Annotated in this window: 21 protein-coding genes; 4 read left to right on the forward strand and 17 right to left on the reverse strand. The window is 59.5% G+C overall.

The window, feature by feature from the left end; all coding sequences use genetic code 11:
* Positions 1 to 9: 9 nt before the first annotated feature.
* Positions 10 to 450 carry a DUF3995 domain-containing protein gene (locus ACIPZE_RS08015; protein WP_283436851.1) on the reverse strand — a complete coding sequence of 147 codons (441 nt, stop codon included), beginning with the start codon at positions 448 to 450 and terminating at the stop codon, positions 10 to 12.
* A 93-nt stretch (positions 451 to 543) separates the two neighbouring features.
* Here ACIPZE_RS08015 and ACIPZE_RS08020 point away from each other — a divergent pair, with 93 nt between their 5' ends.
* On the forward strand, positions 544 to 933 hold the full coding sequence (locus ACIPZE_RS08020) for a DUF2946 domain-containing protein (protein ID WP_129392554.1): 390 nt from the start codon (positions 544 to 546) through the stop codon (positions 931 to 933).
* Between the two features lie 92 nt (positions 934 to 1,025).
* Positions 1,026 to 3,158, forward strand: coding sequence for a TonB-dependent receptor (locus ACIPZE_RS08025; RefSeq protein WP_400772282.1), 2,133 nt, complete (start codon positions 1,026 to 1,028; stop codon positions 3,156 to 3,158).
* 135 nt (positions 3,159 to 3,293) lie between these two features.
* On the opposite strand, the gene ACIPZE_RS08030 is transcribed toward ACIPZE_RS08025, so the two are convergent.
* The 3 genes from ACIPZE_RS08030 to ACIPZE_RS08040 form a co-directional block, all read right to left on the reverse strand.
* Positions 3,294 to 4,307, reverse strand: coding sequence for an ABC transporter substrate-binding protein (locus ACIPZE_RS08030; protein WP_129392548.1), 1,014 nt, complete (start codon positions 4,305 to 4,307; stop codon positions 3,294 to 3,296).
* 127 nt (positions 4,308 to 4,434) lie between these two features.
* Complete coding sequence (locus tag ACIPZE_RS08035) at positions 4,435 to 4,632, reverse strand: hypothetical protein (RefSeq protein ID WP_129396114.1); 198 nt, start codon at positions 4,630 to 4,632, stop codon at positions 4,435 to 4,437.
* Positions 4,633 to 4,640: 8 nt separating this feature from the next.
* Positions 4,641 to 5,090, reverse strand: a complete 450-nt coding sequence (locus ACIPZE_RS08040; protein WP_164979468.1) for a hypothetical protein — start codon at positions 5,088 to 5,090, stop codon at positions 4,641 to 4,643.
* Positions 5,091 to 5,512: 422 nt separating this feature from the next.
* Between ACIPZE_RS08040 and ACIPZE_RS08045 the strand changes: the two genes are divergently transcribed.
* Together ACIPZE_RS08045 and ACIPZE_RS08050 are read left to right on the forward strand one after the other, a co-directional pair.
* On the forward strand, positions 5,513 to 5,788 hold the full coding sequence (locus ACIPZE_RS08045; protein ID WP_400772286.1) for a hypothetical protein: 276 nt from the start codon (positions 5,513 to 5,515) through the stop codon (positions 5,786 to 5,788).
* A gap of 49 nt (positions 5,789 to 5,837) precedes the next feature.
* On the forward strand, positions 5,838 to 6,074 hold the full coding sequence (locus tag ACIPZE_RS08050; protein ID WP_129392538.1) for a DUF2789 family protein: 237 nt from the start codon (positions 5,838 to 5,840) through the stop codon (positions 6,072 to 6,074).
* Between the two features lie 6 nt (positions 6,075 to 6,080).
* On the opposite strand, the gene ACIPZE_RS08055 is transcribed toward ACIPZE_RS08050, so the two are convergent.
* From ACIPZE_RS08055 to ACIPZE_RS08115, 13 genes are all read right to left on the reverse strand, one after another.
* Positions 6,081 to 6,284, reverse strand: coding sequence for a hypothetical protein (locus ACIPZE_RS08055; RefSeq protein WP_129392535.1), 204 nt, complete (start codon positions 6,282 to 6,284; stop codon positions 6,081 to 6,083).
* A gap of 113 nt (positions 6,285 to 6,397) precedes the next feature.
* Complete coding sequence (locus tag ACIPZE_RS08060; protein WP_400772288.1) at positions 6,398 to 8,002, reverse strand: methyl-accepting chemotaxis protein; 1,605 nt, start codon at positions 8,000 to 8,002, stop codon at positions 6,398 to 6,400.
* A 225-nt stretch (positions 8,003 to 8,227) separates the two neighbouring features.
* A complete protein-coding gene (locus tag ACIPZE_RS08065; RefSeq protein WP_008084239.1) occupies positions 8,228 to 8,632 on the reverse strand; it encodes a TraR/DksA family transcriptional regulator in 405 nt (134 codons plus the stop codon).
* 326 nt (positions 8,633 to 8,958) lie between these two features.
* Positions 8,959 to 9,981: an ABC transporter permease gene (locus ACIPZE_RS08070; protein WP_105704970.1), complete on the reverse strand. Its 1,023-nt coding sequence runs from the start codon at positions 9,979 to 9,981 to the stop codon at positions 8,959 to 8,961.
* A 147-nt stretch (positions 9,982 to 10,128) separates the two neighbouring features.
* Positions 10,129 to 11,697, reverse strand: coding sequence for a sugar ABC transporter ATP-binding protein (locus ACIPZE_RS08075; protein ID WP_400772292.1), 1,569 nt, complete (start codon positions 11,695 to 11,697; stop codon positions 10,129 to 10,131).
* A gap of 70 nt (positions 11,698 to 11,767) precedes the next feature.
* Positions 11,768 to 12,694: a sugar ABC transporter substrate-binding protein gene (locus ACIPZE_RS08080; RefSeq protein ID WP_129392526.1), complete on the reverse strand. Its 927-nt coding sequence runs from the start codon at positions 12,692 to 12,694 to the stop codon at positions 11,768 to 11,770.
* A gap of 52 nt (positions 12,695 to 12,746) precedes the next feature.
* Positions 12,747 to 12,917, reverse strand: coding sequence for a hypothetical protein (locus ACIPZE_RS08085; RefSeq protein WP_283436857.1), 171 nt, complete (start codon positions 12,915 to 12,917; stop codon positions 12,747 to 12,749).
* Positions 12,918 to 13,051: 134 nt separating this feature from the next.
* Positions 13,052 to 14,104, reverse strand: coding sequence for a Gfo/Idh/MocA family oxidoreductase (locus tag ACIPZE_RS08090; RefSeq protein ID WP_400772295.1), 1,053 nt, complete (start codon positions 14,102 to 14,104; stop codon positions 13,052 to 13,054).
* A 144-nt stretch (positions 14,105 to 14,248) separates the two neighbouring features.
* Positions 14,249 to 15,109: a sugar phosphate isomerase/epimerase family protein gene (locus ACIPZE_RS08095; RefSeq protein ID WP_400772298.1), complete on the reverse strand. Its 861-nt coding sequence runs from the start codon at positions 15,107 to 15,109 to the stop codon at positions 14,249 to 14,251.
* Between the two features lie 122 nt (positions 15,110 to 15,231).
* Positions 15,232 to 16,242, reverse strand: coding sequence for a Gfo/Idh/MocA family protein (locus tag ACIPZE_RS08100; RefSeq protein WP_283436860.1), 1,011 nt, complete (start codon positions 16,240 to 16,242; stop codon positions 15,232 to 15,234).
* Between the two features lie 41 nt (positions 16,243 to 16,283).
* Positions 16,284 to 18,215, reverse strand: a complete 1,932-nt coding sequence (gene iolD, locus ACIPZE_RS08105) for a 3D-(3,5/4)-trihydroxycyclohexane-1,2-dione acylhydrolase (decyclizing) (RefSeq protein WP_400772300.1) — start codon at positions 18,213 to 18,215, stop codon at positions 16,284 to 16,286.
* Positions 18,216 to 18,279: 64 nt separating this feature from the next.
* Entirely contained in the window at positions 18,280 to 19,101 is an 822-nt protein-coding gene (locus tag ACIPZE_RS08110; protein ID WP_400772303.1) for a TIM barrel protein, read from the reverse strand.
* A gap of 25 nt (positions 19,102 to 19,126) precedes the next feature.
* On the reverse strand, positions 19,127 to 20,626 hold the full coding sequence (locus ACIPZE_RS08115; protein ID WP_400772306.1) for a CoA-acylating methylmalonate-semialdehyde dehydrogenase: 1,500 nt from the start codon (positions 20,624 to 20,626) through the stop codon (positions 19,127 to 19,129).
* Positions 20,627 to 20,638: the final 12 nt, after the last annotated feature.

Genomic DNA, 20,638 nt, shown 5'->3' on the forward strand with positions numbered 1-20,638 from the left:
ATCCCGCTCTTACACCCAAGCCACCGCCAACAACCCTGCACCCAAGATCGCGCACAACGGCGAATACACCCACGTATCCAGCCGCGCAAACCGCGATCCCTTCACCTCCTTGAAAAAACCCACCAGATTCGAATCACCAATCGAGCGGGCAAACATCATCAACGCAATCGCACTGATCAGCCACTGCAACGCCTTGTGATTCACCGCCGGCATGCCCCAGCCGACACGCATGCACACCAGCGCAGCAATCACCAACAACGCCGCCGCTACCACCAGCGTCAGCCAGCCTGACGGTTTGAACGCCGGGCGCACCGTCGCCACAAAACCGTCCACCGGTATTTGTGGCACAACCACTGCCGCCGCCCACTGCCCACCCAACGCCCAATACACATGCATCAAGGCGATTACTGCGAAAATTGTCACCAGCCATTGAGCCAACACCAAGGTCATGGTTGAAATCCTTGAAAGGGATTTGAACAAATCATCCTAGTCGGCATTTTTTGAAGTGCACGACCGATCAGCGGTACGGTAAAGTGCCGCCCCATGAAATTCTCCCGTTCCGATCGCTCACTGCTGGCCTGGATGCTCTATTGCTGCGTCCTGTTCAACGTGTTCGCCTGCAGTATCGGTCACGGACAAATGGTCGGCATGCAGCTGAACGGTATCGGTGGTCAGTTCTGTACGGTCGACCCGGCCACGCAGGCGCCGCTCGCCAGCAACCCCAGCGAAGAACAACTGCCGACGCTGTCCAAGGCGTTCGGCTGCCCACTGTGTTCCGTCGGTGGCGGCATGGGTCCGGCGTTCAATTCCAGCCTGACCCTGGCGATCCTGCCCGAACAGCACAGCCCACCGCTGGCACCGATTGTCAGCGCCGACCTGCCTGCCCGTTTCACCTGGCCTTCAGCCAACCCTCGCGCCCCGCCGCTCGCCTGAGTGTTTCTACGTTTTTGATTTGTCAGCCCACTGCGCCAACGCGCGGCGTTTGTCTGTGCGCTGACTCCTAGACAAGCATTCAGGATTCAATGATGAAACAACTCACTTTGCTGGCGAGCCTGTGCGGCTGCCTGTCCGTCAACGTCTGGGCGCAATCCACCGTGGATCTGGCGCCCATCACCATCGACGGCGAGTCCGGCGCGGAACCCGGTCTGAGCCTCGACCAGTCCAGCGGCATGGCCTCGCGGCTTGGCTTGAGCGTGCGCGACACACCCGCCTCGGTCGCCATCGCCAATCGCAACGACATCGAACGCCGTGGCGCGCAAAACTTCCAGGACGCCGCCAACACCCTGCCCGGAGTCAACGCCAGTGCGCCGCCGGGTTTCGGCGGCTTCGTTTCCTATCGCGGCTTCACCAGCAGCCAGATCACCCAGATGTTCAACGGCATCAACGTCTCCGGTGGTCTCGCGCGGCCGGTCGACGCGTGGATCTACGATCGGGTGGAACTGGTCGGCGGCCCGTCGTCGCTTATCAATGGTGCCGGTTCCGTCGGTGGCTCCCTGAATTACGTGACCAAACTGGCCACGCGCGATGAACAGGCCGTTGAAGGCCGCGTCAGCTACGGCACCTACGACACCACGGAAACCGCGTTTGGCCTCAACCATGCCCTGACCGAGCCTGACGCTGACGTGCAGCATTACGCGCGACTGGATGTCAGCCACAACACCAGCAACGGTTACATCGACCGTCAGGAGCGCGATGCCTGGAGCGTGGCGTTCTCGCTGCTCAGCGATCTCACGCCGGATCTGTCGCACACCCTCGCGCTGGAATATCAGGACGAGCACGAAGACAGTCCGTATTGGGGCACCCCGGTGCTCAATCCCAAGGCGGGCGAGTTGAAAATTGATCGACACAACCGCTTCAACAACTACAACGTCGAGGATGGTCGCTACGAACAACGGACGGTCTGGGTGCGTTCGATCATCGACTACCGGATCAACGACAGCACTACCCTGCGCAACACGCTGTATCACCTCGACAGCCAGCGCGACTACCGCAACCTCGAGACCTATCAGTACAACGCCGACAACAGCGCGGTGAACCGCTCAACCGCGTATCAGGTACGGCATCAGGGCGAACAGAACGGCAACCAGTTCGAACTGCGTCACGACAACAGCCTGTTCGGGCTCGATACGACGTGGTCGGGCGGTTTCGAATACAAGGTCAACCAGACCACCAACTCACCGCTCAACATCAAAGGCGCGAGCACGGTTGACCCGAACAACTACCGGCCGGGGCGTTTCTATGACATTCCCGGCACCAACCCGACGCTGATCAGCGACAAAACCAACGAGGTCACCACCAAGGCCCTGTTCGTCGAAAATCGTCTGGCGCTGACCGACAAATTGTCCCTGCTCACCGGCCTGCGCTACGACGATATCGACCTTGACGTGACCAATCACCGTACCGTGACCGCCGCCAATCCCAAGCACTTCAAGCAAAGTTGGCAACCGGTCACCGGTCGCGCGGGCCTGACCTATCAGTTCATCCCCACTGCCAACGTTTACCTGCAATACAGCACAGCCGCCGAGCAACCGGGCGGCACGCAGAACTTCGATGTCTCGACCGGCAAGCAATGGGAGATTGGCAGCAAGTTCGATTACCTGAATGGCCGCGGCTCGGCGACCGTGGCGGCGTACACCATTGAGCGCAAGGACTTCGCGGTCACCGATCCGCTCGATCCGGCCAGCAGCATTCCGGTCGGCCAACAGACGTCGAAAGGCATCGAGATTGCCAGCTCGTTGCGCATCACCGACAAGCTACTGGCGGAGGGCAACTTCGCCTGGGTCGATGCGCAGTACGACGACTTCACCGAGAAAAATGCCGCGGGTGTGGTGGTGTCGCGCAAGGGCAATACGCCGACCAACGTGCCGGATCGGGTCGGCAATCTGTGGCTGACTTATGATTTTTCACCGCAATGGCAGGGAGGGGTCGATGCGCGGTATGTGGCGTCGGTGTTCGCTGACACGGCTAACACCATGACGGTGCCGTCGTACACGTTGTTCGGCAGTTTCCTCAGCTACAAGATCGACGCGCACACCACCGTGACCGGGCGTGTGCGCAATCTGACCAATGAGGTGTATGCCGAGTTTGCGCATGTTTCCCCGGCGTATTACCTGGGATCGCCGCGGACTTTTGAATTGGCCGTACAAACCCGATTCTAAAACCAACCTGCCATACAAAACCGATTCAAAAACCGATTTGTAGGAGCTGCCGCAGGCTGCGATCTTTTGATCTTGTTTTTAACAATCAAGATCAAAAGATCGCAGCCTGCGGCAGCTCCTACATAAGGCAAGCCGTTAGAGGTTGGCGGAAACCTTGTCCGCCACATCCTTCGGCAACCACGCCTGCCACACATCCGGATGCGCCTTCATGAACGCCACCGCCGCATCGCGTGGCGCCGTGTGCTTCTCGCTCATTTCCGCCAGCGCCTTGTTCAGCGGTTCAATCGGAAAATCGACCTTGCTGAAGAACGCCGTGATCTGCGGATACTGCTTCTGAAACGGTGTCGACACGCCAATCGACAGCTTCGACGCCAGCGAGCGGGTCGGTTTCGGATTGGGGTTATCGGCGTCGGTCAGGGTTTTCCACGCCTCGGCATCGAACGGCGGTTCTTCCAGCTGCACCAGTTTGAATTTGCCGAGCAATGGCGTCGGCGACCAATAGTAGAACAGCACCGGTTTACCGCGACGGATCGAAGAGCTGATCTCGGCATCCAGCGCGGCGCCCGAGCCACTGCGGAAATTGGTGAAGTCATCCTGCAAGCCGTAAGCCGTCAGCTTCTGCTTGTTGACCACTTCCGAGGTCCAGCCGATCGGACTGTTGAGGAAACGACCTTTGCTCGGATTCTCGGGGTCCTTGAACACATCCTTGTATTTTTTCAGATCACTGACGCTGCGCAGGTCCGGCGCCAGCGGCTTGATGCCCTTGGCCGGGTCGCCCTTGATCACGTACTCCGGCACCCACCAACCCTCGGTGGCGCCCTTGACCGTATCGCCCAGGCTGACGACCTTGCCTTCAGCCTCGGCCTTGACCCAGACCGGGCTGCGTCCTGCCCACTCTTCGCCGATCACCTGAATGTCGTTGTTCGCCAGGGCGGTTTCCAGGGTAATGGTAGTGCCCGGCAACGTGTCGGTCGGCAGCCCGTAGCCCTTCTCGACGATGATCCGCAGGACATCGGTGATCAAGCTGCCGCTCTCCCAGTTGAGGTCGGCAAAATGGATCGGCGTCTCTGCCGCGATCACCGTTTGTGCTGACGTCAGCAAGCCGAATGTGGCCACGCTCGCGGCCAACAACCGTCGAAATCCGTTCATGCATTGCACCTCGTGCTGTTCACAGCAATGGCAGGATGGCCTGACAGAAGACCGCAAGCCTCTGAATACTCAGTCAACTGACTGTAGCCGAGGTTCCTGCTTTTTCCGGGCCCGAGCCCGGACGAGGTTACGAATCAGACTTTTCCTGCAAGCTTTGTAGCTCGCGTCTGACCATGCTGGCGTATGCCGCGGGGCGCAACGTGTAGATCTGCGCGGCGACCCAACCCAGCCACGCGCCTTGCATTTGGGCCTTAGCGGCAAACAGGCGGCGGGCTTCATCACGTGCGCTGTCGAGGTTTTGCGAATGGAAATCGGCGCGACTCAACGCTGTGCTCACTCGCTTGCCTTGAAGGTAATCAGCTCGCCCTTGCGCCACTTCGCGGCTTTGGCGGTGACGGCTTTCAGGGTTTTGGTCAGGCCTTCCTGCAGTTGTTGATTGGCGGCGAACACCGTCACCACGCTGTGGCCTTCCTTGAACAGAATCGCCTGACCGTCGGCCGTCGAGACAAAGGCGTAATCGCCCAGGCCATAGACCGTCAGTTTGATTTCGCGAAAACGGATGTCCATCTTGCCGCCTTCACGGCTGGGCAGGACCGAAGCGCTGAAATGATCGCCGACCTTGAGCTTGAGCCCGGGTTTGTCATCGACTACCAAGGCGCTTTCGGTATCGATCTCGGCGACGTAGATGCCTTCGGCGTTTTGCTCGGTGATGTAAACAAAACGCGATTGGAACTGCTTGACCAGCTTTGCACGCAAATCACCCAGCACGAACAAAGCATGCATATCGAGGTTACTGACTGCCAAAGAAACATCCCCACATCTGAAAAAACCGTGCACGGAAAACGCGCACGGCAAAAAACGGCCAGGCCGATGGAACTGCCGGTGACTCAAATAAAAAGCTCGAACTGAGCAGACTGCTCAATCATCGCGAGGTTCGTAAGACTACTGGATTGTCACTCGCGAAACTTGCCCCGATGTCGCCAAAACTCGAAGGAAAATTCCTTAACGGTGCACAGAGAAAGCTGACTACGAACTTTAGGGAAAATTCTCACGAAAAAAAGCTCTTTTCCGACATATCGCTCGCGAAAAATTGCTTTAGATAAGCGCAGTCGTCAACAGGTACTGGCGATTCTAGAGCAGCGATGCTCACTACGACTACCCAAAACGGCCTGTAAATACCGGCCGCCCCATGAAAAGGACTTCATATGTGCACTTTGACTCACTTCGCCCGGCCCGCTGACGCCAGCATAAAGTCGTCACTCATCCTGCATGTGAACGGCATGAGCGATCTGTCCAGCGCCGGGCAATACGAGCAAACCCCACGCTTTCAGGTAATCCCTGCCGGCAATGCCTTCTTTCACATCAAGGAAAAATCGACGGGACTTGTAAGAGGTTTCCGCGAGGATCATAACGAAGCCTGCGCCCTCGCCCGTTCACTTGAATCACAAATCGAACTCCGCGCCAGCGACTGCCTCAGATAAAGAGAGAGATCGACTGCGCCATACCGGCGCACCCACCAAGGAGCACACGATGGAACTGCCTGCATACGACCTGAAAACCCTGTTCGATCAACTGGGACTGCCATCGGAAGACGGCGCAATCGACGACTTCATCGAAGCGCACCCGCTGGCTGCCGAGATCAAACTGATCGAAGCCGACTTCTGGACGCCGCAACAGGCGCAATTGCTCAAGGAGTGGCTGCGCGCCGACGGCGAGGAAGCCGTGATGGTCGACGAGCTGAACGTGCGTCTGCACCGCGGTAAATAATCCGGATCAGTGCAGGCTGTCGCCCGGCTCGGCTTGCAATTGCGCGAGCCATGCAGCCTTGCACTCCTCGGCTTCGTCGCGACTGGCGAACGCGGTACCGCGCCGCTCGCCATTGAGCAGCACGACCCAGCAGACGCTTTGACCCAATGCGCGCAAACAGGCGGGCACGCCACTGCCGATCATTACTGCGACATCGACTCTTGATTGCATACTGACCTCGCGAAATCATTAGCTGCCTAACTATGTAGGCAGATTAATGCTTTCTTTCGCAAGGAAACAGCAACCCTCGTGCACAGATTCATTGCACCAGCGGTAACAATTGCTCAGCGCGGACTTTCCGGCTTGTAGCCCAAACGCAATCCACCCCAGTGGCGCCCCTTGACCATGATCGGTACCGACAGGTCGTGCATCAGCTCGCCGGTATCGCGCGTGTAGGTTTGCAGCAGTACCGGTTGTTGGTGGCTGCCGCAGCGAATGCCGGTGCGGTCGGCAAACTTGCGCTTGGTGCGATTGTTGATCGCATCGATCTGCGCATCACCGGTCAACGGCTGACTGAACAGCTGATTGTGTGTCGGCACATAACCTTGCTGCGTACAGGCAATCGCAAACACCAGGCCTTCATGGCGCGGCAACAACGGTTCCTGAATCGCCGGCAGCACCTGATCGGTGTAGCGGTCAAAGCGGGTTTGAAACTTCGCCGGTTGGGTATTGGCAATCGGCTGGTATTGACGATCGAACAGATCCTCCAGGCTGACCCGCCCCTGCTCGACATCCGCTTCGAAACGCGCCGCGATCTGGTTCGCGCCTTCCCGCGCGAGGTCGTAGATACGCTGGTGATAGTCATCAAGACCGACTTCGGCGAGGCGTTCGCTGATGGTCTCCGCCTGCCCTTCCATCTGCACCGCAGCGTCGGCGAGGCGCCGGGTCTGTTGATCACTGATCGCCAGATCGCTGCGCATCTGCCCGACAGCCTTGAACAGACTGTCGAGTTGTTCGCGGTTGGTTTCTGCACCTCGGGCGATTTCGCCAACCTGGGTTTCCACGCCGGCAGCCAGCCGGGCGATGTTGTCCAGATGCTGGCCGGTGTGTTCGACCTGCTCGACGCCGGTGTGCAAATCGCTCGACAGTTGGCGGATCTGCTCGACCACTTGCGCCGTACGCTGCTGAATGTCGGCGACCATCTCGCCGACCTCGCCGGTCGCCGACGCGGTACGCGCCGCCAGACCACGCACCTCGTCCGCGACCACAGCGAAACCACGGCCATGCTCGCCGGCCCGCGCCGCTTCGATTGCCGCGTTCAGCGCCAACAGATTGGTCTGGCTGGCAATCGACTGAATCACCAGCGTCACGCGTTGGATGTCGTCGCTGCGCACGCTCAAGGCTTCGATCAATTCGCGGCTGGCGTTGGCGCGTTGACTGAGTTGATGCATCCGCGAGATCGAATCGGCCAGTTCGGTACGCCCGGCGGCGCTGCTGTGATGCGCCTCGCTCGCGGCCTCCAGCGCTTCTCGGCTGAGTTGCGAAGTGGCCTGTTCGGTGGCAATCATCACCTCGGCGTTGCTGACGATCCGTGCTGCCGCATCGAGTTGCGATTCGAGTTTGCTCGCCAGTTCCTTGACCGAAAACGCCACACCGGCCGCCGACAACGCGTTATGGCTGGTGGTATAGGAAAGATCACGGGTCAGTTCCGACATCGCGTTGCCGCTATCGGCAGGCGCGACATCGGTGACCGTGCGCGAACGCAGGCGCGGCAGCCAGACAATCAGCACGGCCAACGGCATGCCCAAGTAAAGCGACCACTCACCCAGCGTCATGCCGGCGAGCAACAGCATCAGGGCGATGCTTTGCAACGTCGGTGCGAGCCAGCGGTTTTTCGGCAAAAGCACTGGTGCAGGCAAAGCCCCAACCAGAGATCCATCTCTCGTCATATCAACACCCCACGCTTGTTCTCATTATTGTGCCTGCATTAAACGCCACTACAACGCCATTATCCATGGTCCGTTAGTCGTGGGGTCTGCAGCAGGTCAATGAACCGCGTGGAATATCGCAGACGAACAAAAGCAAAGATCGCAGCCCCCAACAACCCCCTGTAGGAGCTGCCGAAGGCTGCGATCTTTTCCAGGCGCCCCTAATTAAAAGGGCACCTCACAGAATCAGGCCTGACGCTGGTGCTTGTCGATCTGCTCGTGACGCTCTTGAGCTTCGATGCAGTATTTGGTGGTCGGGCTGATCAGCAGGCGCTTCAGGCCAATGGCCTCGCCGCTGTCGTCGCACCAGCCAAAGCTGTCTTCCTTGATGCGCTCAAGGGCTTGTTCCAGTTGTGGCAGCATGCGCTGGTCGCGATCGATCGCGTTGACCAGCCAAGTGCGCTCTTCTTCAACCGAAGCCGCGTCTGCCGGGTCGGCCGGAGTGTCCAGGCTTTCGATGGCGATACGGTTTTGCTCAATGCGCTCGTGGGTTTCGACTTTCATGTTCTGCAACAGCTCAGTGAAGAAAGCGTGTTGCTCGGAATTCATGTAGTCATCTGCCGGCATGGCCAGCAACTTGTCCTTTGTCATTGATATCTCTATAAAAAAACGTGCATTAAGGCGAATTAGGGAGCGTTTCGGCGATCCGCGTGCGGTCATCGAAAAGGCATCGTTTATTGCAAATGCCACCCGGCACTCAATTTACGAGGGGCGGCAGTCTAAGGCCGACTTGAGGCCTCAGCAACTGTAAATACCGGGAATTTGTCCGACAACGCCCGGAAACTGCTCTGACACAGGCTTCACAGCGGTCATCGGAGTGCGTTTATAGCAAGAAATTCAGTCAAGCGGCTTTATATAGAAGACAAACGGCTGCGCCACGCGGGCAGGCGTGGCACATTTTGCAGTGTGCTTCGGAATCAGCGCTTGAGTTTGCGCTTGTTGCGGTACTGGTCGATGACCACCGCCACAACAATAATCAATCCCTTGATAATGTCCTGAATATACGCATCCACACCGACAAAGGTAAAGCCGCTGGCCATGACCCCGAGGATCAACGCCCCGATCACCGTACCGGTAATGCGCCCTACGCCCCCCGCCAGACTGGTGCCGCCGATGACCGCTGCGGCAATCGCATCCAGTTCATACGACATGCCCATCCCCGCCTGCCCGGTGGCGGCACGCGCCGAGGCAACCACACCGGCCAGGCCTGCGAGCAACCCGGCAATGCTGTAGACGATCACCAGATGGCGCTTGACGTTGATCCCGGACGTCCGCGCCGCCTGCATGTTGCCGCCGATCGCGTAGGTGTATTTACCGTATTTGGTGTAGCGCAGGGCGATGTGGAAGATCACCGCCACCACCAGAAAGATGATCACCGGCATCGCGCCATGGCCAATCGCGGTGTAGGAGTCGGAGAGCATGCTCACCGGCTGACCTTCGGTGTAATAGCGCGCCAGACCACGCGCCGAGACCATCATGCCAAGGGTCGCAATGAACGGTGGGATCCCGGTGATTGCAATGATGCTGCCGTTGATCGCACCCGCCAGCAAGCCGACGCCGAGCCCGGCGATCACTGGAATCCACACTGGCAAGTCGGTCAGCGACGGAAACACCGCCCGGGCAAAGTCCGAGGTCTGCGCCAGGCTGGCGGCGATCATCGCCGACAGGGCCAATACGGAACCCGAGGACAAGTCGATACCCGTGGTGATGATCACCTGGGTCACACCAATGGCCAGCAAGCCAATGATCGACACCTGCAGGATCATCAGCACCAGGCGCTGCGAGTTCATCAGGAAGCTCTGGTCGCGGACGATCCAGCCGAACACTTCAAAAACCAGACCGATGCCGATCAGCACGAGGAAAATGCTCAGTTCAGTCGGAAAGCGCCGACGACTCTTGGTCGGCACCGTTGCTGGCTTGTTTTCCAGTATCGCGTTCATAGCCACTTACCCTTCAAAAATGAAATCTGCGGACAGCCTTTTGTGGCGAGGGAGCTTGCTCGCGCTGGACTACGCGGCAGGCCCAGGCTTTTTTGGGGTCGCTTCGCAACCCGGCGCGAGCAAGCTCCCTCGCCACAGGGAATTGGATCAACTATTGAGCGTCATGCCTGATGCCAACTGCATTACCCGCTCCTGCGTCGCTTCGCTGCGGTCGAGGGTGCCTATCAGGTCGCCTTCGTGCATGACCATCACGCGGTCGCTCATGCCGAGCACTTCCGGCAGCTCCGAGGAAATCATGATCACCGCCATGCCTTCACTGGCCAGCAGCGAGATCAGCCGGTAGATCTCGGCCTTGGCACCGACATCGATGCCACGGGTCGGCTCATCGAGAATCAGGATGCGCGGATTGGTCATCAGCCAGCGCGCCAGCAAGGCTTTCTGCTGATTGCCGCCAGACAAGGTATCGATGCATTGCTCCAGCGACGGGGTCTTCACCCGCAACTTCTTGCACATGTCTTCGCACAGCGCGCGCAAGGCTTTCTGCTGGATAAAACCGTGGCCGGCGTAATGCGGCAGCACCGCCATTTCCATGTTTTCCAAGACCGACAGGCACGGGAACAACCCGCTGAGCTTGCGATCCTCGGTCAACAGCGCGAAGCCCTTCTCGATCGCCATGTGCGGATCGGTGATGCGCACCACTTCGCCATCGAGGCGAATCTCGCCGCCGTCACTTGGGGTAATGCCGAACACCGCTTCGGCGACGTTGGTGCGCCCGGAGCCCATCAACCCGGCGATGCCAAGGATCTCGCCGGCATGCAGATCAAACGAGACACCTTTGAAAATCCCGTCGAGCTTGAGGTCGCGTACCGACAGCAGCAGGTCGCCGATCGGCTTCTCGCGTACCGGGAACAACTGGCTCAGTTCGCGGCCGACCATCATTGAAATCAGGCTGTCGCCGTCCATGCTGTCGGCGCGTTGCAGGCCGATGTATTCGCCATCGCGAAACACCGCCACTTCATCGGCGATGGCGAACACTTCGTTCATTTTGTGGGTGATATAGATGATGCCTTTGCCCTGTGCCTTGAGGTCGGCAATGATCGAGAACAGGTGCGCCACTTCCTTGTCGGTGATGGCCGAGGTCGGCTCATCCATGATCAGGATGTCGGAGTCGTAGGACACCGCCTTGGCGATCTCGACCATCTGCCGTTCGGCGATGCTCAGGTTGCCGACCTGCTCCTCGGGATCGAGGTTGATGCGCAGGCGCTCGAGCAATTGCGCGGTGCAGCGATGCATCTCGCGGTGATCGATCATGTGCAGGCCATTGAGCTGTTCGCGACCGATCCAGATGTTTTCGGCGATGCTCATGTGCGGCATCAGGTTGAGCTCCTGGTGGATCATCGCGATCCCCGCCTGCAACGCCGCCAACGGTGTTTCAAATACCACCGGTTTGCCGCGCAGACGCAGTTCGCCGGCGTCGGGCTGGTAGATACCGGCGATGATTTTCATCAGCGTCGATTTACCCGCGCCGTTCTCGCCCATCAGCGCCAGCACCGAGCCCGGGCGCACACGCAATTGCACATTGGACAAGGCCACCACACCCGGAAAACCCTTGCTGATGTTGGTGATTTCCAGCAGGTACGGCTCATCGACAAAGGTCGTTGCTGGCTGGATGCCCGCCAACGGGAGGGTGCTCGAAGCAGTCGCTGAAGCGAACATGATCAGGTACTCCATCAGCAAGGTCGCCGCAGCCACCTTGCGTGTTTATTGTTGTTATTGAACCGACGGACTATTTGAAGGTGTCGACGTTTTCCGGAGTGATCAGGCGATACGGTACCCAGACGTTCTGCTCGACCGCCTCGTTTTTCGCCATCTTCACGGCGGTGTCGATGGAACCGTCAGCCTGGCCTTTGGCGTCCTGGAACACCGAGACCGCCATGCTGCCTTTCTTGATCGCGTTCAACCCGTCGGGCGTACCGTCGACACCGGCGATCAGCACGCTGCCCTTGTCGACCCCGGCCTGTTGCAGGGCCATGGCGGCGCCAATGGCCATTTCATCGTTGTTGGAGACCACCGCATCAAACTTGCGGCCCTGGGTCAGCCAGTCATTGACCAGCGTCATGCCTTTATCGCGCAGCCAGATACCGGTCTGTTCCTGCTCGACCTTGATGTTCGGGTATTTCGCCAGCACCTCTTTCACGCCCTTGGTGCGGTTGGTCGTGGAGTTGTTGGCGAGGTCGCCGAGCAGGATGACGATTTCTCCCTTGCCACCCATTTTGTCGGCGAGGTACTGCATCTGCATTTCGCCAGCTTCAAGATCGTTGGAAGCGACCGTGACCACGCCTTTGGGCAGCTTCAGATCATCGGGACGGCGGTTGACGTAGACCAGCGGAATACCCGCCTTCACCGCGGCTTCGGTGATTTTGCGGGTCGCGGCGGTATCCACCGGGTTGACGACAATCGCATCGACTTTCTGACTGATGAAACTTTCGACCTGGCTCAACTGCTTGACCACATCGCTGCGCGCGTCTTCGAATTGCAACTTGACGCCATCGGGATAGGACTTGGCCTTGCTGTCCATGGATTCGCGCAGGTACGTCAGCCAGGTGTCATCGAACTGCGACATGCTCACGCCGATGCGCATGTCGGCCAATGCTGCGCCGCTGGCGAACAGCAGGGACAGGGCAAGTGCGGTGAAACGGATCGGGGTCTTCATGAAAGGTCTTTCTCCACATTCTTGTTGGTTTTATGGATGAGGCGTGACGATTTCAGTGAACGGGCAAACGGACGATCGGGGCGCCGGGGATGCAGCAGACCAGGGCACCGTTGCGCTCGACGCAGAGCAGGCGAACGAAGAAATGTAACGAGGCGCGAGGCAGGTCGCGAAAGAAGCGTTGCGCGAGGCGTAAAACAGACAGTGCAGCGTTGAAGGTTTTCATCGACGGTACCTGGTTTCTGTTTCTTGTTTTTGGTTCGCCCTGCTCTCATTCAAAACTGAGATCGGACGTGGATGTCGGTAACCTGCAAACGACATTATTGGAAATTTAATTCTAATTCAACTCATTTTAGAATTTTATTCTAAATTTGTTCCAACCGCTTCGAACGCCGGCAAATCGATCACTTGGCCACGCTCGGCACTCAGCCGTGCGGCGTCCAGAACGCGGGTGGCAGCCAGTGCATCACGGGCCTCCACGGGCAATGGGCCGCCGTTGTGTAACGCGGTTTGTAGCTGCAGATAGAACTGATTCCAGCAGCCCCGTTCCGACGGCACCCGCTCTCGAATCTCGCCCTGTTCGAACCAGCCCCAACGGCGATGCTCTTCGACGCCCCAGCGCTCGCCCGCCGATTTCGGCGAAAGCCCGGCCAACGCCTGAGCTTCCTGACCGTCGAGGCCATCGACGCTGTAGCAACCCTGTGTGCCGGTGACGCGAAAGCGCGGGCCAGGGGTGTTTTGCAGGCAACTGCCGCCCAGGTGCGAGATCACTCCGCTGGCATGGGTCAGCGAGACGAAAAAACCGTTGTCGTAGGTCTGCGCTTTTTCCAGGTAATCCAGTTCGCCGTACACGCGGCTGACCGGGCCGAACAGCAGCAGCGCTTGATCGACCAGATGGCTGCCGAGATCGCGCAGGAACCCGCCGCCACTGCCGTTGTTCACCGATTGCGGCGAGTAGCGTTCGACCCGCGATTCGAAGCGGGTGACCTGCCCCAACGCACCGGACTCGATAAGTTTGCGCACCGTGAGGAAATCGGAATCCCAGCGGCGGTTCTGATAAACGCTGAGCCGCACGCCTTGGCGTTCGGCCATGGTGATCAAGGTCTGCGCCTGTTGCGCATCGGCGGCGAAGGGTTTGTCACTGACCACCATCACCCCGTGCTCGAGGCCATCGAGCACCAGCGCCGGCCGCCCCTTCAGCGGCGTGGAAATAACCAATACATCGACACCCGCCTCGACCAGTTGGCCAATGCTGTCGAAGGCCGGCACGCCGGGGTACTCGGCAGCGAGCAACTGTCGGCGCTCGGCGGAACGCGTGACCACACCGGCGAAGGTCGCCCCGGACAAACTGCTAATCAGCGGTGCATGAAAAAACCGGCCGCCATGGCCGTAACCGACAAGTCCGATACGCATGATTCGACTCCTTCTTGATCGTTCCCACGCTCTGCGTGGGAACGCATCAATGGACGCTCTGCGTCCGCTGGTGGGACGCGGAGCGTCCCGGGCTGCATTCCCACGCGGAGCGTAGGGACGATCAGTCAAGGGATAGGTGCGGCCTCAGCGGCAAAGTTCGCTTTTGACCCGCTCCAGCATCATCTGGTTGGACTCGTCCGGCCGGTCTTCCCAGGCGAACACCGAGACCGTGGCGATGCCGTCGAACTTGATCTCGCGCAACGTGCCGAAAAACGCTGCCCAGTCGACTTCGCCCTGACCGATGTCCAGATGCTGATGCACGGTGGCGGTGACGCCCGGCGGATTGACGATATAGCGCAACCCGGACGAGGCCTTGTGGTTGTAGGTGTCGGCGATGATCAGGTGGCTGAGTTTCGAACCGGCGTACTTGAGCATCGAGTCAATGTCACCGACGCCGTCGTCGTAGAAAAACGTGTGTGGCGCGGCATAGAGGTAGTTGACCCAGTCGCGGTCCAGCCCGCGAATGATGTCCACCGACTCGTTGTTGCGCTCACAGAAGTCATACGGATGCGCCTGAATATCCAGTTTGATGCCTTCGCGTTCGAACTCGGGGATCAATTCATCCATGGAGCGCATGAACTGGTTTTCGCACACCAGCGGGTTATCCGATTGACCGGTGAATTCCGTGTTGACCAGCTCGCAATCCATCGCCACGGCAATCTGAATCGCGCGTTTCCAGTTACGCACGGCGGCCACGCGCAAGCCTTCGTCGGCGGCAGCCCAGTGGTACATCGGTAATAACGAAGACAGTTTGACCCCGGTGTCGCTCAGGGCTTTGCGAAACTCCTTGATGCGCGCCTTGTCGACGCGCGGCGCCTTGTAGAACGGCAGAAAATCTTCCCGGGGGGACAGCTCGATGTGTTCGTAACCGAGCTCGGCAACCTTGTCGACCATCTTGCCCAGGGACAGATTGCGGTACATGTAAGGATCCAGTGCGATGCGCATGTCTTTCTCCTGTTGATCGTTCCCACGCTCTGCGTGGGAACGCCGCCATGGACGCTCTGCGTCCGTGTTGTGACGCAGAGCATCACGGGATGCATGCCCACGCGGAGCGTGGGAACGATCAATCAGCCGTAGAAATGTGGGCGTTCTGGCAGGGTGACTTTGACGATCTGCCCGCTGTTTTGCGCTTCGATGCAGGCGTCCGCTGCGACCGCTGCGGCGAAGCCATCCCACGCCGAAGGGCCACCGACCTGGCCTGCGCGCACGCCGTCGATGAAGGCCTGCAACTCAACGTCGTAGGCGCCAATGAAGCGATCCTTCCAGTCCATCAGAATGGCGTTCGACAGCTTCGCGCCGCTGCGCATTTGCACCTGTTGCGGCTCGGGCAGTTTGGCGATCCCGGTCTCCCCCACCACTTCGCACTGAATGTCGTAGCCGTACTGGCAATTCACAAAGACCTCGACGTCGATACGCGTGCCCTTGGCGGTTTCCAGCAGGACGATTTGCGGGTCTTTCAAATGCGCCAGCGCTTTACTCGATTTGCGCGGGAACACCACTTGCACCGACACGTAGTCGTCATCGAGCAACCAGCGCAGCACATCCAGTTCGTGGATCAGCGTGTCGGTGATCGCCATGTCGGTCTTGTAGTTTTCGCCCACGCTCGGGTTGCGGTGGGCGCAGTGCAGCATCAGCGGTTCGCCGATCTGGCCGCTGTCGATCACCGCTTTGAGCGCGCGATAACCTTCATCGTACGGCCGCATGAAACCGACCTGCACCAGACGCTTGCCGTGGGCGACTTCGGCTTCGACGATTTTGCGGCAGCCGGCTGCAGTGACCGCCAGCGGCTTCTCGCAAAATACCGGTTTACCGGCGGCAATCGCTGCGAGCACGAACTCTTCGTGGCTCGGCCCCCAGGACGTGACGAGGATCGCCTCGACCTCTGGCGCCTTGATCAGCGCATGGCCGTCGGGATAGACCTCGGCGGTCAGTTTCAGATCGGCAACGACTTTCGCTGCTTGCTGCAAATTGATGTCGGTGACCGCGACGACCTGACTGTTGAGCAAGGTCTGGCTGCAACGACGGATGTGATCCTGGCCGATGGCCCCGGTTCCGATGACGCCAATCTTCAAAGCCATGCGATTCTCTCCTGCGAGATTATTGTTCGATTCAGGGGCAATCAGTACTGACGGGCCTTGGCCAGTCGTTCATTAAGGGTCTTGGCCACCGCATCGGTGCGTGCGCTGGTCGACACCTGCGCCACACCGACCCGCCACCACGACAGGTATTTGTGGATCATGGTCTTCGGCAGCACCTTGATATCGATCAGCGTCGACACCGTCTGCAAGCGCGCATCGCCCAGTGCCGCTTGCAGCTCTTCGACGTTATTCACCTTGTAAGTCTTGCAGCCATAAGCCGCCGCACTCATGGCGAAATCCACCGGCACGAAACCGCCGTCGAGCTTACCGGTCTCGGGATTGCGAAAACGGAACTCGGTGCCGAAGCTGTCCATGCCGTGTTCCATCTGCAAATTGTTGATGCAACCGAAAGTCATGTTGTCCAACAGCACCACGTTGATCTTGCGGCGCTCCTGAATCGAGGTCGCCAGCTCCGAGTGCAACATCATGTAGGAGCCGTCACCGACCAGTGCGTAGACCTCGCGGTCAGGCTCGGCGAGCTTCACGCCCAACGCGGCGTTGACTTCGTAACCCATGCAGGAATAGCCGTATTCAACGTGGTAAGTGTTGACGCCCTTGCTGCGCCAACTGCGCTGCAAGTCGCCGGGAAGACTGCCGGCAGCGGCGACGATCACCGCGTCGTCGGCCAGGGTTTCATTGAGTACGCCGAGCACGCGGCTTTGGGTCAGGCACGAACCGGTGAGTTCGATGAATTCACGCAGCACGGCCGGGTCCATGTGGTCGTTGATTTCCGGGACGAAATCCTTGGCCTGGTAGTCGACCTGATAGATCCGCTCGACCTCCTCATCCAGTTGCGCCTTGGCTTGGCGCGGTTGCTCGCCCCAGCTCGAGCGGTAATCGCCCAGAGCTTGCGACAACGCCTGCAAACCGGTTTTGGCGTCGGCGAGCAATTGCACGCCGTCGAGTTTCAGCGCATCGCACGGGCTGATGTTGAGGTTGAGAAATTGCACGTCCGGGTGCTGAAACAGCGATTTCGACGCCGTGGTGAAATCGCTGTAACGGGTGCCGACACCGATGATCAGATCGGCCTCACTGGCCAGCAGATTCGCCGCCAGGCAACCGGTTTCACCGATGCCGCCAACGTTCAGCGGATGGCTGGACACCACCGCGCTCTTGCCGGCCTGGGTTTCTGCGAAAGGAATGTCGAAGCGTTCGGCGAACGCCTGCAACGCCGCATTGGCCCCGGAGTAACGCACACCGCCACCACAGATGATCAGCGGTTTGCGCTTGCCTTTGAACAGTGCCAGCGCGTCGCCGAGCATCGCTTCGGTGGCCGGACGACGTTCGATGCGGTGCACGCGTTTTTGCAGGAAATAATCCGGGTAGTCGTAGGCTTCGGCTTGCACGTCTTGCGGCAAGGCCAGCGTCACGGCGCCGGTTTCGGCAGGATCGGTGAGCACGCGCATGGCGTGGATCGCCGCCGTCATCAACTGCTCGGGACGGTTGATGCGGTCCCAGTATTTGCTCACGGCTTTGAAGGCGTCGTTGGTGCTGATGCTCAAGTCGTGGAACTGCTCGATCTGCTGCAACACCGGGTCGGGTTGGCGACAGGCGTAGACATCGCCGGGCAACAGCAGCAAGGGAATGCGGTTGGCGGTGGCCGTGGCGGCAGCGGTGATCATGTTGGCCGCGCCGGGGCCGACCGAAGAGGAACAGGCGTAGATCTTGCGCCGCAGGTGTTGCTTGGCGAAACCGATAGCAGCGTGCGCCATGCCCTGCTCGTTACGGCCCTGATGGACGATCAAGTCGCCGCTGTCCTGCTCCAGCGCTTGACCGAGGCCGAGCACGTTACCGTGACCGAAAATAGTGAAGATCCCGGCGACGAATTTACTTTCAACCCCATCGACCTCGATGTACTGGTTATCGAGGAATTTCACCAGGGCCTGGGCCATGGTCAGTCTTGTTGTGGTCATAACCAATCCTTCAAAAGTACAACTACCCCCGTAGGAGCTGCCGCAGGCTCGGGCCGGGGGATTGTCAGGTCAGGGAGTTTTGCAGGTGAGCCATGCTGGCGCCGATGGCCTGGCGGATATCCGTCAGGCCATGCACGCTGTCGGCGAAGGGCTCGAATGACAGGTAACCGTCGTAGCCACTGGCGAGCAGCTGTTCGATCTGCGCGGCATTCCCGAGTATGTCGCCCTCGCCCACCAGCACGCGATGACCATCACGAATGCTGTTCAGCGGTGCCTCGGCATCTTCGACGCCGGAGATATGCACCAGCCCGGTCAGCTCGGGAAAGAACTCCTGCTCCCTGGCCAAATGATGGTGGAAGGTGTCATGCACCAGACGGAAGACATCCAGCCCGCCGACCGCCTTGATCGCCTCCACCGCCGTGTATTTGCGACGCAGGGAACACTCTTCGAAGCCCAGCGGCTCGACGAAACCAAGGATGCCGTGATCGCGCAGAATCGGCGCCAGTTCAGACAACGCGGTGCGCAAACCCGCCGCGCGTTCGGCCTGGCTGCGGCGGTCGGCACGATCATTCAGCGGGCACATGACCAGGCCCTGCGCGCCGCAATCGCGGGCATACGCGGCGAGCTTCAAGGCCTGCGCACGACGCTGGTCATTCCACACATCAAACGGATACAGCGCATTGATCGACAGCACGGTGATGCCTTTCGCCGCGCACAATTCACGCACTTGCTCCGGAGCGGTGCCGTCTTCGATCTCGACACCCTTGAGGTCGTTACGAATCTCGATGGCGTCGGCTTTCAGGGTTACCGCCAGTTCAATGAAGGCCGGCAGGGACAAGCGTGGCGCGACCATACGGTTCAGGGCGAAACGCGGGGGTTTGCTCATGACAGTGGTTCTCCGCAGAAAGACGTTATTTGGCGGTGGGCATGCTGAATTCAGGGCCTTTGGCGATGCTGTCGGGCCAACGCTGCATCACGCTTTTGTAGCGGCTGTAGAAACGAATGCCTTCCTCGCCATAAGCGTGATGATCGCCAAACAGCGAGCGCTTCCAGCCACCGAACGAGTGCCACGCCATCGGCACTGGAATCGGCACGTTGATACCGACCATGCCGACCTTGATCGTGCGTGCAAACGCCCGGGCGATGCCGCCGTCACTGGTGAAGCACGACACGCCATTGCCGAATTCATGGGCATTGATCAACGCCACGGCGCTGGCGAAATCGGGGACGCGAACGATGCCCAGCACCGGGCCGAAAATTTCTTGTCGGTAGATGCTCATCTCGGTGCTGACGTGATCGAACAGCGTCGCCCCGACGAAGAAACCGTTCTCCGCGCCCGGCACCTTGAAGTTGCGCCCATCGACGATCAGTTGCGCACCTTGCGCCACGCCTTCATCGATAAAACCTTCAACCTTGGCCTTGTGGTCAGCCGTCACCAACGGCCCCATGTCGCTGTCGCCCTGCATGCCGTTGCCGACTTTCAGCTGATCGATGCGTGGCAACAGTTTTGCGATCAGCTGGTCGCCGACATCACCCACCGCGACGGCAATCGAAATCGCCATGCAGCGCTCGCCCGCCGAGCCATAAGCCGCGCCGATCAAAGCGTCTGCGGCTTGATCGAGATCGGCATCGGGCATGACGATCATGTGATTTTTCGCGCCGCCCAGTGCCTGCACACGCTTGCCGCGCGCAGTCGCTTGCTGGTGGATGTATTCGGCAATCGGCGTCGACCCGACAAACGAGATCGCCTCGATGTCCGGGTGTTGCAGCAAGGCGTCCACCGCAACTTTGTCGCCCTGAACGACGTTGAACACGCCATCGGGCAAACCGGCCTCCGTGAGCAATCGCGCCATCAGTAGACTTGCCGACGGATCGCGTTCCGACGGTTTGAGGATGAAGCAATTACCGGTTACCAGCGCCAGCGGAATCATCCACAGCGGCACCATCACCGGGAAGTTGAACGGCGTCACCCCGGCGCACACACCGAGTGGCTGACGCAGGTTCCAGTTGTCGATACCGCCGCCGATGTTGTCACTGAAATCGGTTTTCAGCAGGTTCGGCGCGCCACAGGCGTACTCGACGATCTCGATGCCACGGGTCACTTCACCCTTGGCGTCGGAGAGCACTTTGCCGTGTTCGCGGCTGATGATTTCTGCCAGCTCGTGGTGGTGGCGGTCGAGCAGTTCCTTGAACTTGAACATCACCCGTGAACGGCGCAGCGACGACTGCTCCGACCACGCCGGGAACGCCTGCAGCGCCGAGGCTACCGCTTCGTCGACGGTCTTCTGGCTGGCCAGCGCAACACGCGCCTGCACCGCGCCCGTGGCTGGATTGAACACATTGCTGATGCGTTCGCCGCCGTCCTGCACCTGACCGTTGATGTAATGGCCCAAAACCTGGGTGTCGCTCATTGTTGTTGTTCT

The organism is Pseudomonas sp. NPDC089741, assembly GCF_044748825.1.
In the GTDB taxonomy this organism is placed as follows: Bacteria; Pseudomonadota; Gammaproteobacteria; order Pseudomonadales; family Pseudomonadaceae; genus Aquipseudomonas; species Aquipseudomonas helmanticensis.

Coding starts and splice junctions, on each gene's coding strand:
- ACIPZE_RS08060 (WP_400772288.1), bottom strand. CDS start 8,002: ATGACGAGAGATGGATCTCTGGTTGGGGCTTTGCCTGCACCAGTGCTT.
- ACIPZE_RS08015 (WP_283436851.1), bottom strand. CDS start 450: ATGACCTTGGTGTTGGCTCAATGGCTGGTGACAATTTTCGCAGTAATC.
- ACIPZE_RS08075 (WP_400772292.1), bottom strand. CDS start 11,697: ATGTTCGCTTCAGCGACTGCTTCGAGCACCCTCCCGTTGGCGGGCATC.
- ACIPZE_RS08020 (WP_129392554.1), top strand. CDS start 544: ATGAAATTCTCCCGTTCCGATCGCTCACTGCTGGCCTGGATGCTCTAT.
- ACIPZE_RS08095 (WP_400772298.1), bottom strand. CDS start 15,109: ATGCGCATCGCACTGGATCCTTACATGTACCGCAATCTGTCCCTGGGC.
- ACIPZE_RS08050 (WP_129392538.1), top strand. CDS start 5,838: ATGGAACTGCCTGCATACGACCTGAAAACCCTGTTCGATCAACTGGGA.
- ACIPZE_RS08030 (WP_129392548.1), bottom strand. CDS start 4,307: ATGAACGGATTTCGACGGTTGTTGGCCGCGAGCGTGGCCACATTCGGC.
- ACIPZE_RS08100 (WP_283436860.1), bottom strand. CDS start 16,242: ATGGCTTTGAAGATTGGCGTCATCGGAACCGGGGCCATCGGCCAGGAT.
- ACIPZE_RS08090 (WP_400772295.1), bottom strand. CDS start 14,104: ATGCGTATCGGACTTGTCGGTTACGGCCATGGCGGCCGGTTTTTTCAT.
- ACIPZE_RS08065 (WP_008084239.1), bottom strand. CDS start 8,632: ATGACAAAGGACAAGTTGCTGGCCATGCCGGCAGATGACTACATGAAT.
- ACIPZE_RS08115 (WP_400772306.1), bottom strand. CDS start 20,626: ATGAGCGACACCCAGGTTTTGGGCCATTACATCAACGGTCAGGTGCAG.
- ACIPZE_RS08055 (WP_129392535.1), bottom strand. CDS start 6,284: ATGCAATCAAGAGTCGATGTCGCAGTAATGATCGGCAGTGGCGTGCCC.
- ACIPZE_RS08040 (WP_164979468.1), bottom strand. CDS start 5,090: ATGCATGCTTTGTTCGTGCTGGGTGATTTGCGTGCAAAGCTGGTCAAG.
- ACIPZE_RS08025 (WP_400772282.1), top strand. CDS start 1,026: ATGAAACAACTCACTTTGCTGGCGAGCCTGTGCGGCTGCCTGTCCGTC.
- ACIPZE_RS08070 (WP_105704970.1), bottom strand. CDS start 9,981: ATGAACGCGATACTGGAAAACAAGCCAGCAACGGTGCCGACCAAGAGT.
- iolD (WP_400772300.1), bottom strand. CDS start 18,215: ATGACCACAACAAGACTGACCATGGCCCAGGCCCTGGTGAAATTCCTC.
- ACIPZE_RS08045 (WP_400772286.1), top strand. CDS start 5,513: ATGTGCACTTTGACTCACTTCGCCCGGCCCGCTGACGCCAGCATAAAG.
- ACIPZE_RS08110 (WP_400772303.1), bottom strand. CDS start 19,101: ATGAGCAAACCCCCGCGTTTCGCCCTGAACCGTATGGTCGCGCCACGC.
- ACIPZE_RS08085 (WP_283436857.1), bottom strand. CDS start 12,917: ATGAAAACCTTCAACGCTGCACTGTCTGTTTTACGCCTCGCGCAACGC.
- ACIPZE_RS08080 (WP_129392526.1), bottom strand. CDS start 12,694: ATGAAGACCCCGATCCGTTTCACCGCACTTGCCCTGTCCCTGCTGTTC.